This window comes from Streptomyces argenteolus (assembly GCF_042902585.1).
Classification (GTDB): Bacteria; Actinomycetota; Actinomycetes; order Streptomycetales; family Streptomycetaceae; genus Streptomyces; species Streptomyces argenteolus.
This window is the reverse complement of the sequence record NZ_JBIBEG010000007.1, coordinates 360,869-374,414: the sequence shown is the minus strand read 5'-3', so window position 1 is coordinate 374,414 and position 13,546 is coordinate 360,869. Positions and strand designations below refer to the sequence as shown.

General features: G+C 71.9%; 13 protein-coding genes. 12 read left to right on the top strand and 1 reads right to left on the bottom strand.

Annotation, left to right across the window (positions count from 1 at the left end; translation table 11 throughout):
• The first annotated feature begins 44 nt into the window (after positions 1-44).
• The 4 genes from ACFY8O_RS25270 to ACFY8O_RS25255 all read left to right on the top strand — a co-directional run bounded on the left by ACFY8O_RS25270 (position 45) and on the right by ACFY8O_RS25255 (position 4,118).
• Positions 45-965 carry a DMT family transporter gene (locus tag ACFY8O_RS25270; protein WP_387905998.1) on the top strand — a complete coding sequence of 307 codons (921 nt, stop codon included), beginning with the start codon at positions 45-47 and terminating at the stop codon, positions 963-965.
• Between the two features lie 339 nt (positions 966-1,304).
• Positions 1,305-2,477, top strand: coding sequence for a cytochrome P450 family protein (locus ACFY8O_RS25265; protein WP_387905995.1), 1,173 nt, complete (start codon positions 1,305-1,307; stop codon positions 2,475-2,477).
• Between the two features lie 17 nt (positions 2,478-2,494).
• Entirely contained in the window at positions 2,495-2,932 is a 438-nt protein-coding gene (locus ACFY8O_RS25260; protein ID WP_387905993.1) for a PaaI family thioesterase, read from the top strand.
• Positions 2,922-4,118 carry a cytochrome P450 family protein gene (locus ACFY8O_RS25255; protein ID WP_387905991.1) on the top strand — a complete coding sequence of 399 codons (1,197 nt, stop codon included), beginning with the start codon at positions 2,922-2,924 and terminating at the stop codon, positions 4,116-4,118. Before ACFY8O_RS25260 ends, ACFY8O_RS25255 begins: the two co-directional genes overlap by 11 nt.
• A gap of 6 nt (positions 4,119-4,124) precedes the next feature.
• On the opposite strand, the gene ACFY8O_RS25250 is transcribed toward ACFY8O_RS25255, so the two are convergent.
• Entirely contained in the window at positions 4,125-5,129 is a 1,005-nt protein-coding gene (locus ACFY8O_RS25250; RefSeq protein ID WP_387905989.1) for a Gfo/Idh/MocA family protein, read from the bottom strand.
• Between the two features lie 93 nt (positions 5,130-5,222).
• On the opposite strand from ACFY8O_RS25250, the gene ACFY8O_RS25245 reads away from it, so the two are divergent.
• The 8 genes from ACFY8O_RS25245 (at position 5,223) to ACFY8O_RS25210 (ending at position 13,533) form a co-directional block, all read left to right on the top strand.
• The gene (locus tag ACFY8O_RS25245; RefSeq protein ID WP_145809778.1) at positions 5,223-5,984 is read left to right on the top strand and encodes a GntR family transcriptional regulator; all 762 of its coding nucleotides are present in this window, start codon (positions 5,223-5,225) and stop codon (positions 5,982-5,984) included.
• A gap of 212 nt (positions 5,985-6,196) precedes the next feature.
• Positions 6,197-7,210 (top strand): substrate-binding domain-containing protein, encoded by a 1,014-nt coding sequence (locus tag ACFY8O_RS25240; RefSeq protein WP_449341828.1) that lies wholly within the window; start codon positions 6,197-6,199, stop codon positions 7,208-7,210.
• A complete protein-coding gene (locus ACFY8O_RS25235; RefSeq protein ID WP_387905985.1) occupies positions 7,207-8,256 on the top strand; it encodes an ABC transporter permease in 1,050 nt (349 codons plus the stop codon). Before ACFY8O_RS25240 ends, ACFY8O_RS25235 begins: the two co-directional genes overlap by 4 nt.
• Positions 8,253-9,113, top strand: coding sequence for an ATP-binding cassette domain-containing protein (locus ACFY8O_RS25230; protein WP_145809772.1), 861 nt, complete (start codon positions 8,253-8,255; stop codon positions 9,111-9,113). Before ACFY8O_RS25235 ends, ACFY8O_RS25230 begins: the two co-directional genes overlap by 4 nt.
• A gap of 132 nt (positions 9,114-9,245) precedes the next feature.
• Positions 9,246-10,412: an ROK family glucokinase gene (locus tag ACFY8O_RS25225; protein WP_145809770.1), complete on the top strand. Its 1,167-nt coding sequence runs from the start codon at positions 9,246-9,248 to the stop codon at positions 10,410-10,412.
• A 67-nt stretch (positions 10,413-10,479) separates the two neighbouring features.
• Positions 10,480-11,130 (top strand): hypothetical protein, encoded by a 651-nt coding sequence (locus ACFY8O_RS25220; RefSeq protein WP_145809767.1) that lies wholly within the window; start codon positions 10,480-10,482, stop codon positions 11,128-11,130.
• 36 nt (positions 11,131-11,166) lie between these two features.
• Positions 11,167-12,873, top strand: coding sequence for a bifunctional 3-oxoadipate enol-lactonase/4-carboxymuconolactone decarboxylase PcaDC (pcaDC, locus tag ACFY8O_RS25215; protein ID WP_449341827.1), 1,707 nt, complete (start codon positions 11,167-11,169; stop codon positions 12,871-12,873).
• A 12-nt stretch (positions 12,874-12,885) separates the two neighbouring features.
• Complete coding sequence (locus ACFY8O_RS25210) at positions 12,886-13,533, top strand: MBL fold metallo-hydrolase (protein WP_145809764.1); 648 nt, start codon at positions 12,886-12,888, stop codon at positions 13,531-13,533.
• The last annotated feature ends 13 nt before the right edge of the window (positions 13,534-13,546 follow it).

Genomic DNA, 13,546 nt, shown 5'->3' with positions numbered 1-13,546 from the left:
CGAGGTCTCCACATCGTTCCCGTTGTGGAGAACCAGGAGCGCCGATGTCCGCTGCCGCCGTACCCGCTCTCTCAGGGACCCGTCGCGCGTGGGTCACCGACCTGCCGTTGCTGCTCGTCGCCGCCGTCTGGGGTGCCAGCTATCTCGCGGCCAAGGGCATCACCACCCCGCACACCGTGATCGCCGTGCTCGTGCTCCGCTTCGCCCTCGTGCTGCCCGCCCTGGTCCTCGCCGGGTGGCGCGGGCTCCGTGCGCTGAGCGGGGCGCAGTGGCGGGGCGCGGGCCTGCTGGGTCTCGTGCTCAGCGGGATCTTCCTGCTGGAGACGTACGGCGTCGTGCACACGTCGGCGACCAACGCCGGTCTCATCATCAGCCTCACGATGATCTTCACCCCGCTGGCCGAGGCCGCCGTGACCCGGGTCCGGCCGCCCGGAGCCTTTCTCGCCGCTGCCGGACTCTCCGTCGCCGGTGTGGTGCTGCTGACCCAGGGCGGCGGATTCACCAGTCCTTCCGGGGGTGACCTCCTGATGCTGCTCGCGGCCCTCGCCCGCACGGTCCACGTCCTCGCGATGGCCCGCATCAAGGCCGTCCAGGACGCCGACTCGCTGTCCCTGACCACGGTGCAGCTCGGCAGCGCCGTCGCCGTCTTCGCCGTGCTGGCCGCCGTCCCCGGCACCGGCCCGGCGCCCTGGACGGTGGCCGCGGACTTCGGCCGCGCGGAATGGGCCGGACTGATCTTCCTCTCCGCGTTCTGCACGCTGTTGGCGTTCTTCGTGCAGATGTGGTCCGTACGCCGCACCTCGCCGTCCCGGGTCAGCCTGCTCCTCGGCACGGAACCGCTCTGGGCCGCCGCCGTCGGCATCGCGATCGGGGGTGAGCGTCTCGGTGTCTGGGGCGTGGCCGGCGCGCTCCTCGTCCTCGTGGGCACGGCGTGGGGACGCCGCCGCGCCGACGTCACGCCTTGATCGAGTCCACCGCCACCGTCACGGCAGCGCCCGTCACGCCCGGCGCGATGCTGACGATCAGCCGCCCTACGGCAGACGCCACGTCCCGCTCCCGCTCCCCCAGGCCGGCGAATCGCACCGGGCGCGCGGGCCCGGGGCAGCTCCACCGCCGGGATCGCCGCCGCGCTCCGTCCGGGAGTGGCCGCTGTGAGACGCGCGTCTCCCGCATCCTCGCCAGGTCCGCGTGCGGACAGCCTGCCGGTGCATGACGCGGGTCTCCTCCATGAGGACGAGGACGGAGCACGCGGTGGCGGCCTAGGCTGACCGGGGCGGGAGCGGACCGGAGGAGGGGACGGGACGATGTCGGTGGTCGATCTGCGCGGGGCGCGGGACTTCAGCGCTAATCCGTATCCGTACTACGCGAAGCTGCGCGCCGAGGGGCCGGCGCACCCGGTCCGCACCGACGAGTTCGAGCGCATCTGGATGATCGTCGGTTACGAGGAGGCCCGAGCCGCCCTGGCCGACCAGCGGTTCAGCAAGAACTGGCGGACGACGGAGCGCTGGTCGGCCGGCGCCCACCCGATCAACGCCAACATGCTGGAGATGGACGCTCCGCACCACACACGGCTGCGCGGTCTCGTCTCACGCGAGTTCACCGCCCGGCGGGTCGAGGCGCTGCGCCCGCGCGTCGAGGAGATCACCGCGGGCCTGCTCGACGCGATGGTGCCCGCGGGGAGCGCCGACCTCGTCGACGCCTTCGCCTTCCCGCTGCCGATGACGGTGATCTGCGAGCTCCTCGGCGTACCCAATATCGACCGGGACGCCTTCCGGCTCCTGTCCAACGCCATCCTCGCGCCCGTCTCGGCGGAGGCGGAGGGGGAGGCCGTCCGGTCGATGGGTGCCTACCTCGACGAACTGGTCGAGGACAAGCGCCGCGCCCCCGGCGACGACCTGATGAGCGCCCTGATCCAGGTGCGTCAGGACGACGGCGACCGGCTCTCGCGCGACGAGCTCATCGGGATGGCCTTCCTCCTCCTCGTGGCGGGCCACGAGACCACCGTGAACCTCATCGCCAACGGCGTACGCGCCCTGCTCGACCACCCCGCGCAACTGGCCCTGCTGCGCGCCCGGCCGGAGCTGACGGACGGCGCGGTCGAGGAGATGCTCCGTTACGACGGGCCGGTCGAGACGGCGACCCTCCGCTTCACGCGCGGACCCGTCCCGATCGGGCAGGTGGTCATACCGCAGGGCGAGGCCGTGCTGGTCGCCCTCGGAGCGGGGGACCGCGACCCGGGCCGTTACCCCGACCCGGACACCTTCGACATCCGGCGCGAGGCCAGGGGCCATCTGGCCTTCGGCCACGGCATCCACTTCTGCCTCGGCGCGCCCCTGGCCCGCATGGAGGGCAGGATCGCGATCCGCGCGCTGCTCGACCGCTGCCCCCGACTCGAAAGGGACCCGGACGGGGGCGAGCCGGACTGGCTGCCCGGGATGCTGTTACGAGGCGTCCGGCGCCTTCCGGTGCGCTGGTGACAGGGAAAGGGGGAACGATGACCGAGCTCTCCTTCGAAGCGGCCCGACAGGTGCTCGACAGCCAGCCGTTCAGCGGTCTCGTCGGTGCGCGGATCACGGAGTTCGGGGACGGCAGGGCCGTCCTGGAAGTGGACGTGCGCGAGGAGCTGACCCAGCAGAACGGCTTCCTCCACGGCGGGGTGCTGTCCTACGCCGCCGACAACGCGCTCACCTTCGCCGCCGGGACGACGCTCGGTCCCACCGTCCTGACCGGCGGCTTCTCCATCCAGTACGTCCGCCCCGCGAGCGGTCGCACCCTGCTCGCCCGGGCCTCGGTGGTCCACAGCGGCCGGAGGCAGGCGACCGTGCGCTGCGATCTGTTCACCGTGGACGGCGAGGGCGCCGAGACGCTGTGCGCGGTGGCTCAGGGGACCGTCCTGTCCGTCCGGCCTGAAGGGACCTGTGGTGACAACTGAGGACCTGATCGATCTGGGAGCGCTCGGCGACGATTTCATCCGCGACCCGTATCCGGTCTACGCGCGCCTGCGCGCCATGGGGCCGGTGCACCGGGTCCGCATCCCGGAAGGTGCGTGGGCCTGGCTCGTGGTCGGTCACGAGGCGGGACGAGCCCTCCTCGCCGACCAGCGGCTCTCCAAGGACTGGCGCCGGGCGTCCCCCTCCCTGGGCGTCCGCAAGGTGTCCGCGGGTACGTCCATGCTGAGCTCCGACGCCCCGGCCCACACCCGGCTGCGCAGACTCGTGGCCCGAGAGTTCACCCCGCGCCGGATGGAACGGCTCACCCCACGCGTCCAGGAGATGACGGACGAGCTCCTCGACTCCATGACCGCGGGGCCGGGCCGGAGCGCCGACCTGGTCGGCGCGCTGTCGTTCCCCCTGCCGATGGCCGTCATCTGCGAGCTGCTGGGCGTGCCGACCCTGGACCGGCAGGCGTTCCGGGAATGGTCCGACACCGCGGTGTCGTCACTCGACGCCGATGAGCGGGGCCGGGCGAGCGCGGCCATGAACGACTACCTGACCGCGCTGATCGCGGAGAAGCGTGTGGGGCGCGCGGACGACCTGATGAGCGCCCTGATCCACACGTCGGACGAGGACGGCGACCAGCTCTCCGCCGACGAACTCCTGGGCATGGCCTGGCTGCTGCTCGTCGCCGGCCACGAGACCACGGTCAACCTCATCTCCAACGGCGTGCTGAGCCTGCTCACCCACCCGGACCAACTGGCCGCCCTGCGAGCCGATTTCGGACTCCTCGACAACGCGGTCGAGGAGATGCTCCGTTACGAGGGGCCCGTGGAGACACCGACGTATCGCTTCACCACGGAGCCACTCGACGTCTTCGGCACGGTGATCCCCGGAGGCGGCGAGCTCGTCCTGGTCGCGATGGCCGACTGCGACCGCGACCCCGCCCGGTTCCCCGACCCGGGGCGTTTCGACATCACCCGGGACGCCCGCGGTCACGTGGCCTTCGGGCACGGCATCCACTACTGTCTCGGCGCGCCACTCGCCCGCACGGAGGCCCGCGTGGCCGTCCGGTCGCTCCTGGAGCGCTGCCCCGGGCTGCGGCTCGACGCGGATCCGGCCCGGCTGTCCTGGCGTACCGGCATGCTGATCCGGGGGCCGGTGAGCCTGCCGGTGTCCTGGTAGCGGGACTCAGTCCCCCGCGATCTCCGTCATCCGCACGGGACGGCGCCGCTCGCGCGACAGCTCGCACGCCTCGGCGATGCGCAGCGCGTGCAGCGCCTCCCGGCCGTCGCACGGGTTCGCCCGCTCCCCGCGCACGACACCGAGGAACGCGTCCATCTCCGCCTCGTACGCCGGGGCGAACCGCTCCAGGAAGCCGGGCCACGGCTTGGCGGGTGCGGGCGGCCCCTGCGGCTCGGCGGAGGTGAGCGGCGTACGGTCGTCGAGGCCGACGGTGATCTGGTCGCGCTCGCCGGCCAGTTCCATGCGCACGTCGTACCCCGCCCCGTTGCAGCGAGTCGCCGTGGCCGTGGCCAGCGTGCCGTCGTCCAGGGTCAGCAGGGCCGCGGCCGTGTCGACGTCGCCTGCGGCGCGGAAGATCGCGGGGCCCGCGTCCGCCCCGGTGGCGTACACCTCCACCACCTCGCGGCCCGTCACCCAGCGCAGCATGTCGAAGTCGTGCACCAGACAGTCCCGGAACAGCCCCCCGGACAGCGGCAGATACGCGGCGGGCGGAGGCGCGGGATCCGCCGTCGTCGCCCGTACGGTGTGGAGCCGGCCCAGTTCCCCGGCACGCACCGCGGAGCGCGCCGCCGTGTATCCCGCGTCGAAGCGGCGCATGAAGCCGAGCTGGAGGACGCTGCCCGCCCGGTCCACCTCGCGCAGCGCGCCCAGCGTCCCCGGCAGGTCCAGCGCGATCGGCTTCTCGCAGAGGGCCGGCAGACCGGCCCGGGCCGCCCGGCCGATGAGTTCCGCGTGCGCCGAGGTCGCCGACGCGATCACCAGCGCGTCCACCCCCGCGCGGACCAGCTCGTCCACGGAGGCGACCGCGGTGGCTCCGGTCCGCGCCGCGACCCCCGAGGCCCGGGCGGCGTCACGATCCGTCACCAGCAGGGAGCCGACCTCGGGATGGCGGGCCAGGACGCTCGCGTGGAAGGAACCGATCCGGCCCGTACCGATGAGTCCGATGCGCATGGACCCAACGTGCCGCCCTCCAGGCGCACTGTCAACTATATGTCCTGACAAAGTACGGGGTGCGGCGCGGTGCCACGCGGTACGCTCCGTGCCGTGCCCAAACCCGCCGCCGACTTCGCCGCCCTGGGGCTGGGCGTGGACCGCACCAGCCCCGTCCCGCTCTACCACCAGCTGGCCCAGCAGCTGGAGGCGGCCGTCGAGCAGGGACGGCTGGCCCCGGGCAGTCTCCTCGGCAACGAACTGGAGCTCGCCGCGCGGCTCGGGCTGTCACGGCCCACCGTCCGCCAGGCCATCCAGTCGCTCGTCGACAAAGGGCTGATGGTGCGCCGGCGCGGCGTCGGCACCCAGGTCGTGCACAGCCGCATCAGGAGGCCGCTCGAACTGAGCAGCCTCTACGACGACCTCGAGGCCACCGGACGGCACCCCGCCACGCGGGTCCTGCGCAACACGCTCGAACCGGCCACGCCCGAGGTCGCCGCCGCGCTCGGTGTGGAGGAGGGCGGTGACGTCCACCTCGTCGAGCGGGTGCGGTACGCCCACGACGAGCCCATGGCGCTCCTGCGCAACCACCTCCCGCTCCAGCTGCTCGACCTCGGCACCGAGCGCCTGGAGACGACCGGCCTGTACCGGATGATGCGCGCCTCGGGGATCACCCTGCACAGTGCCCGTCAGTCCGTGGGGGCCCGTGCGGCCACCGCGCAGGAGGGCGAACTGCTCGCGGAGCCCGAGGGCGCGCCGCTGCTGACCATGGAGCGGATCACCTTCGACGACGGCGGCCGGGCGGTCGAGTTCGGCTCGCACGTCTACCGGGCCTCGCGGTACGCCTTCGAGTTCCAGCTGCTCGTCCGCCCCTGAGACCCCCGCGCGGCGGGTTACAGGTCCGTATGTTCGGACAAGGCCATTGACGCGCTCATGCTAGGTCGCTAGAACGGCGGGAGGGCGCGGCCCGCGCCCCTGCCGGGCACGGCCGACCCGGGCTCGGGGATACTTGGCCCGCCGGGCGGCGAGTCCGCTCCCCCCGGCCTCACCAGGCAGCACAACGAGCAGCACTAGAAGGGCACGGCGTCGTGGCAAGGGTTCGGACAGGGGTACGCGCGATGGGCGCCGTGCTGGCAGCGGTACTGGCGGCCTCCCTCGCGGGATGCAGCAGCACCGGCGGCAAGCGGGCGGAGGAGCGCGCCGCCCAGCAGGCCGCCGAGGGCCGGTCCGCGGTGAACACACCCCGCTGGACGTTCGCCATGGTCACCCACTCGGGTGATGGCGACACCTTCTGGGACATCGTCCAGAAGGGCGCCAAGCAGGCGGCCCAGAAGGACAACATCAACTTCCTGTACTCGCACAACGACGAGGGCCAGCAGCAGGCCGAGCTCGTCCAGACCGCGATCGACAAGAAGGTCGACGGCCTGATCGTCTCGCTGGCCAAGCCCGACTCGATGAAGGCCGTCGTGGCCAAGGCCGTCAAAGCGGGCATTCCCGTCATCACCGTGAACTCGGGATCCGCCGAGTCCAAGGCCTTCGGGGCGCTCACCCACATCGGCCAGGACGAGTCCATCGCGGGCGAGGCCGTCGGCGACGAGCTGAACACGCGGAAGCGCACGAAGGCGCTCTGCGTCCTGCACGAGCAGGGCAACGTCGGCCACGAGCAGCGCTGCGCCGGTGCGAAGAAGACCTTCGACGGGACCATGCAGAACCTCTACGTCGACGGCACCAACATGCCCGACGTGCAGGCCTCCATCGAGGCCAAGCTGGACTCGGACAAGAGCATCGACGCGGTCGTCACCCTCGGCGCCCCCTTCGCCGCCGCCGCGGTCAAGGCCAAGCAGACCGCCGGCAGCAAGGCCGAGATCGACACCTTCGACCTCAACGCCAGCGTCGCCACCGGACTGCAGAACGACACGCTCGGCTTCGCCGTCGACCAGCAGCCCTACCTCCAGGGGTACGAGGCGGTCGACCTGCTCTGGCTCTACCGCTACAACCGCAACGTCCTCGGCGGTGGACTGCCCGTGCTGACCGGACCGCAGGTCATCACCGCCGACGACGCCGACGCGCTCGCCGAGTACACGAAGCGGGGTACGCGATGACGGCGACCGGGCAACCGGTGGCGCCCCGCACCGACGAACGCCTGTTGCGCACTTCTCCGCTGCGCAAGCTGCTCGGCCGTCCCGAGCTCGGCTCCGTCGTCGGGGCCGCGGCCGTCTTCCTCTTCTTCGCGATCTTCGCCGACAGCTTCCTCCAGGCCTCCAGCCTGGGCACGGTCCTCTACGCGGCCTCCACCATCGGCATCATGGCGGCGCCGGTGGCGCTGCTGATGATCGGCGGAGAGTTCGACCTCTCCGCCGGCGTGATGGTGACCAGCTCGGCGCTGATCTCGTCGATGTTCAGCTACCAGATGACCGCCAACGTCTGGGTCGGCGTCTTCGTCTCGCTGCTGGTGACCCTGGGCTTCGGCGCGTTCAACGGCTTCATGCTGACGCGCACCAAGCTGCCGAGCTTCATCATCACGCTCGGCACCTTCCTCATGCTGACCGGCCTGAACCTCGGCTTCACCAAGCTGATCAGCGGAACCGTCTCCACCAAGGCCATCGGTGACATGGAGGGCTTCGAGTCCGCCCGTAAGGTCTTCGCCTCCTACCTCACCATCGGCGAGGTCGAGCTGAAGGTCACCATCCTGTGGTGGGCGGCGCTCGTCGCGATCGCCACCTGGATCCTGATCCGCACCCGCTTCGGCAACTGGATCTTCGCCGTCGGCGGCGAGGCGGACGCGGCGCGTGCGGTCGGTGTGCCCGTGATCCGCACCCGCATCGGGCTCTACCTCGGTGTGGCCTTCGCCGCCTGGGTCTCCGGGCAGCACCTGCTCTTCTCGTACGACGTGGTGCAGTCCGGCGAGGGCGTCGGCAACGAGCTGATCTACATCATCGCGGCCGTCATCGGCGGCTGCCTGATCACCGGTGGCTACGGCTCGGCGATCGGCTCCGCCGTCGGCGCGGTCATCTTCGGCATGACCAGCAAGGGCATCGTGTACGCGGAATGGAACCCCGACTGGTTCAAGTTCTTCCTGGGAGCGATGCTCCTCCTGGCCACCCTGCTCAACGCATGGGTACGCAAGCGCGCGGAGGCGACGACATGACGGCCACCCAGGCTCCGGCCCCCCGGAACCCGGCCGGCGCGGCGCTCGTCGAGCTCGACGGCGTCAGCAAGTACTACGGGAACATCAAGGCCCTGGAGGACGTCTCGCTGGAGGTCCACGCGGGAGAGATCTCCTGCGTCCTCGGCGACAACGGCGCCGGCAAGTCCACCCTCATCAAGATCATCGCGGGGCTGCACCGGCATGACGCGGGCACCTTCCTGATCGAGGGCGAGGAGACCACCCTCGCCAACCCGCGTGACGCCCTGGACCGTGGCATCGCCACCGTCTACCAGGATCTGGCCGTCGTCCCGCTCATGCCGGTCTGGCGCAACTTCTTCCTCGGCTCGGAGCCGACGAAGGGCTCGGGACCGTTCAAGCGGCTCGACGTGCGGCAGATGCGCGAGACGACCCGCGCCGAGCTGCTCCGCATGGGCATCGACCTGCGTGACGTGGACCAGCCCATCGGTACCCTGTCCGGCGGTGAGCGCCAGTGCGTGGCCATCGCGCGGGCCGTGTACTTCGGTGCCAAGGTCCTCGTCCTGGACGAGCCGACCGCGGCGCTCGGGGTCAAGCAGTCCGGCGTGGTCCTCAAGTACGTCGCCGCCGCCAGGGACGCCGGGCTCGGCGTGGTCCTCATCACGCACAACCCGCACCACGCCTATCTCGTGGGTGACCGGTTCGTGCTCCTCAAGCGCGGCGCGATGTCCGGGAGCCACACCAAGGACGACGTCACACTCGACGAACTCACCCGCCAGATGGCCGGGGGGAGCGAGCTCGAGGAGCTCAGCCACGAGCTCGAACGAGCCCCGGCGCCGGACCACCTCGGTGGCCGTCCCACCGGGGACGAGACCCCGTAGGCAGGGTTCCGCGACCCGTGCCCCCGACCGGCGGACCGGTTCCGGGGGCGCGGGAATGGCAGAATCGTGCACGGCGGACGCCGTCCGCCGCCGGACGGATCACCGACCGGCCCCCCGACCTGCGCAGGGACGATGAGCACGTACCGCGACTTCACACACCGCGGCTCCGCCCGCGCCACCGTCCTGCGGACCGTCGGCACGAGGGAGCGCCGCTCGCACCTCACGGCGCCGCGGGTACCCACCGTGGGCATCGACATCGGCGGGACGAAGGTGATGGCCGGGGTCGTCGACGCCGACGGCAACATCCTGGAGACCCTGCGCACCGAGACGCCCGACAAGTCCAAGAGCCCCAAGGTCGTCGAGGACACCATCGTCGAGCTGGTCCTGGACCTCTCCGACCGGCACGACGTGCACGCCGTGGGCATCGGCGCGGCGGGCTGGGTCGACGCCGACCGCTCCAAGGTGCTGTTCGCCCCGCACCTGGCCTGGCGCGACGAACCCCTGCGCGACGCGATCGCCTCCCGGCTCGTGGTGCCGGTCATGGTCGACAACGACGCCAACACCGCCGCCTGGGCGGAATGGCGCTTCGGCGCCGGGCGCGGCGAGGACCACCTGGTCATGATCACGCTGGGTACGGGCATCGGCGGCGCGATCCTGGAGGACGGGCACGTCAAGCGCGGCAAGTACGGCGTCGCGGGGGAGTTCGGGCACATGCAGGTGGTGCCCGGCGGGCACCGCTGTCCCTGCGGCAACCGCGGCTGCTGGGAGCAGTACAGCTCCGGCAACGCCCTGGTGCGCGAGGCCAGGGAGCTCGCCGCCGCGGACTCCCCGGTGGCCCACGGCATCATCGAGCGGGTCAAGGGCAACATCCCCGAGATCACCGGGCCGCTCATCACCGAGCTGGCCCGCGAGGGCGACGCGATGTGCGTCGAGCTCCTCCAGGACATCGGGCAGTGGCTCGGGGTCGGCATCGCCAACCTCGCCGCCGCCCTGGACCCCTCCTGCTTCGTCATCGGCGGAGGTGTCAGCGCGGCCGACGACCTGCTGATCGGCCCGGCCAGGGACGCGTTCAAGCGCCACCTCACGGGTCGCGGCTACCGTCCCGAGGCCCGCATCGCGAAGGCGCAGCTCGGTCCCGAGGCCGGCATGGTCGGCGCCGCCGACCTGGCCCGCCTGGTCGCCCGGCGGTTCCGGCGCACCAACCGGCGCAGGGTCGAGCGTTACGAGCGGTACGCCCAGTTCTACGACCAGGCGGCGAGCACCATCCGCAACACGCGCAGCACGCGCACCGACGACTGACCCGCGGCCGCGCGCCCGCGGCACCCGGCCACCCGCACCCGTACCGCAGCATCGAGGGACCACCGACATGACCGCAGCCGAGCACCACATCGTGCCGCGACAGCCCCCTTCGTCCGGCTCTTCGGGTCCGTCCGGTCCCGCCGGCCCCCCGGCTCCCGCCGGTGCGTCCGGGGACGGGGGCGGCACGCCTCCGCAGGACCGGCGCAAGGTGATCCGACGGCGCCTGATCACGCTGACGATCATCGTGCTGCTCATCGGTATCCCGGCCGGCTACCTGGTGATCTCCGCCGGTCAGAGCCGGCGCTCCGGCAAGGACAAGGAGGCCGAGGCGGCGGCCCAGGGGCTGCGGGAGGACTGGCCGTCCGGGATGCAGCGCCGCATCTTCGAGCTGCCCATCCCGGGCAACGCGGTCGGGGTCCAGTACTACGAGACGAACAACTGGAAAGCCAGCCGGATGTACGTGAAGTTCCGTACGACCTCCGCCGGACTGGACCGCTTCCTGAGCGGTGTCGGCACCGGTCGCGCGGCGCTGGAGACCGGCAAGGTCACCATCAGCGAGCGGGACATCAAGATCACCGGATGGTACTTCGGGCCCGGCGTGGACTGGGCGGGGACGGTGCACAAGAACAAGGACCCGCGCCCGACCCAGAACATCACCGTCAACATGACCGATCCGGCGGCTCCGGTCGTCTACGCGGTCTCCGCGGCGACCCCCTGACGGGGAGCGGGCGGGCCGCTCATTACCCTGGAGCAAGTGAGTGAAGTGAGCGAGACGACCCCCCAGCCCGCCATGCACCCGCAGACGGCCCACCCCGAGCCCCTGCAGGGCGAGGTGATCCGACAGCTGCCCCAGACCCCGCGGACCGGAGCCGGGCAGCCGTACGCCCAGGTCACCGGAGCGGCACCCCTCCAGCCTCCGCAGCCCGTCCCGCCCTACGCACAGCCGGCCACGGGACCGCAGTACATCCAGCCCCAGGCACCGCAGCAGCCCCAGGACCTCCGAGGCGCCCAGCCCGGTCCCGCACCGCAGACCCCTCAGCCGGGTCACGCCGAGCCCCCACAGCCCGGCCCCGCACCGCAAGCGTCCCAGCCGGGCTACGCCGAGCCCCCCGCCCCGCAGCCGGGCTACGCCGAGCCCCCGGCTCCCCAGCCCGGGCCCACCGCGCCGCGGGCGCCCCAGGGGCAGCAGTCCGGCCGGCTCCTCCAGTACCGCTTCGACGGGCCGGAGGACGCTCCGGTCCTGGTGATCGGGCCCTCCCTCGGCACCACCTGGCACATGTGGGACCGCCAGATACCCGAGCTCTCCCAGCACTGGCGGATCTTCCGCTACGACCTTCCCGGGCACGGCGGAGCACCCGCGCACCCCGCCGCGGCGGTCAGCGACCTCGCGGACCGGCTCCTGGCCACGCTGGACAGCGTCGGCGTCCAGCGCTTCGGCTACGCGGGGTGCGCCGTCGGCGGCGCCGTCGGTGCCGAGCTCGCGCTGCGCCACCCGCACAGGGTCGCCGCCCTGGCACTCGTCGCCGCCTCGCCGCGCTTCGGCAGTGCCGACGAATTCCGCCGGCGCGGGGTGATCGTCCGCAGCAACGGCCTGGAACCGATCGCGCGGACCTCCCCGGAGCGCTGGTTCACCCCCGCCTTCGCCGCCGCACAGCCCGCCATCGTCGAGTGGGCCGTCCAGATGGTCCGCACCACCGACCCCGGCTGCTACATCGCCTCCTGCGAGGCCCTGGCCGCCTTCGACATCCGCGAGGAACTCTCCCGCATAAGCGTGCCGACCCTCGTCCTGGTCGGGGCCGAGGACGAGGTCACCGGCCCCGCCGAGGCCCGCACCCTGGTCGCGGGCATCCCCGACGCCCGGCTCGCTCTCGTCCCGGGGGCCGGTCACCTGGCTCCGGTGGAGCAGCCGGCCGCCGTCACCGATCTGCTGCTCATGCACTTCTCGACGTCCTGGCAGGACACCCAGGCCTCGATCCCCGTACCGCCGGCCCCCGGTTTCGCCGCCCCGTTCGGCCCGGTCGTGCCGGTGGCCGAGATCACCGCCGCGACCGAGCTGCCGGAGGCCTCCGCCACGGGACGCAGCGACCGGTACGAGCGGGGCGTGAAGGTCCGGCGTGAAGTGATGGGCGACGCCCACGTGGACGCCGAGACGGCGGCCTCCGACGGCTTCACCGAGGACTTCCAGGAGTTCCTCACCCGCTACGCCTGGGGTGAGATCTGGACCCGGGAGGGCCTCGACCGCAGATCCCGTAGTTGCGTGACCCTCACCGCGGTCGTCGCCTCCGGGCACCTGGGGGGTCTCGGCCGGCACGTGAGGGCGGCCCTGCGCAACGGACTGACGCCCGTCGAGATCAAGGAGGTGCTGCTCCAGACGGCCGTCTACTGCGGCATCCCGGCCGCGGGCGCGGCATTCGAGATCGCGCGGTCCGTCATCGAGGAGGAAACCACCCCGCCCGCGTAGCAGGATGGTGGCATGAACGCTTCGTCTCTCACGCTGACCAAGAAGACCCACTCCTGCGTCCGTCTGGAGCGCGGCGGGCAGTCGCTCGTCATCGATCCCGGCGGGTTCTCCGAACAGGACGCCACGGCCGGTGCCGACGCCTTCCTGGTGACGCACGAGCACCCGGACCACTTCGACGAGGAGCGGCTGCGCGCCGGGCTGGAGGCCAATCCGGCCGCGCAGCTGTGGACCCTGCGCAGTGTCGCCGAGAAGCTGACCGCCGCGTTCCCGGGGCGGGTGCACACGGTCGGCCACGGTGACACGTTCACCGCCGCCGGGCTCGACGTCCAGGTGCACGGGGAACTGCACGCGGTGATCCACCCCGACATCCCTCGGATCACCAACATCGGCTTCCTGGTGGACGGTTCCGTCTTCCACCCCGGCGACGCCCTCACGGTGCCCGACCATCCGGTGGACACGCTGATGCTGCCGGTCATGGCCCCCTGGAGCAAGATCTCGGAAGTCATCGACTACGTCCGCGAGGTGAAGCCGCGCCGCGCGATCGACGTCCACGACGCCCTGCTCACCGACCTCGCCCGCCCCATCTACGACAAGCAGATCGGCGCACTGGGAGGCACGGACCACGGCCGCCTCGCCCCGGGCGACGCGACCCGTCTCTGACCCGGCTGTCAGT

Bases quoted from the DNA above. Each gene is read 5' to 3' on its own strand.
- ACFY8O_RS25260 (WP_387905993.1), top strand. From the start codon at position 2,495: ATGACCGAGCTCTCCTTCGAAGCGGCCCGACAGGTGCTCGACAGCCAG.
- ACFY8O_RS25225 (WP_145809770.1), top strand. From the start codon at position 9,246: ATGAGCACGTACCGCGACTTCACACACCGCGGCTCCGCCCGCGCCACC.
- ACFY8O_RS25220 (WP_145809767.1), top strand. From the start codon at position 10,480: ATGACCGCAGCCGAGCACCACATCGTGCCGCGACAGCCCCCTTCGTCC.
- ACFY8O_RS25265 (WP_387905995.1), top strand. From the start codon at position 1,305: ATGTCGGTGGTCGATCTGCGCGGGGCGCGGGACTTCAGCGCTAATCCG.
- ACFY8O_RS25250 (WP_387905989.1), bottom strand. From the start codon at position 5,129: ATGCGCATCGGACTCATCGGTACGGGCCGGATCGGTTCCTTCCACGCG.
- ACFY8O_RS25270 (WP_387905998.1), top strand. From the start codon at position 45: ATGTCCGCTGCCGCCGTACCCGCTCTCTCAGGGACCCGTCGCGCGTGG.
- ACFY8O_RS25230 (WP_145809772.1), top strand. From the start codon at position 8,253: ATGACGGCCACCCAGGCTCCGGCCCCCCGGAACCCGGCCGGCGCGGCG.
- ACFY8O_RS25210 (WP_145809764.1), top strand. From the start codon at position 12,886: ATGAACGCTTCGTCTCTCACGCTGACCAAGAAGACCCACTCCTGCGTC.
- ACFY8O_RS25235 (WP_387905985.1), top strand. From the start codon at position 7,207: ATGACGGCGACCGGGCAACCGGTGGCGCCCCGCACCGACGAACGCCTG.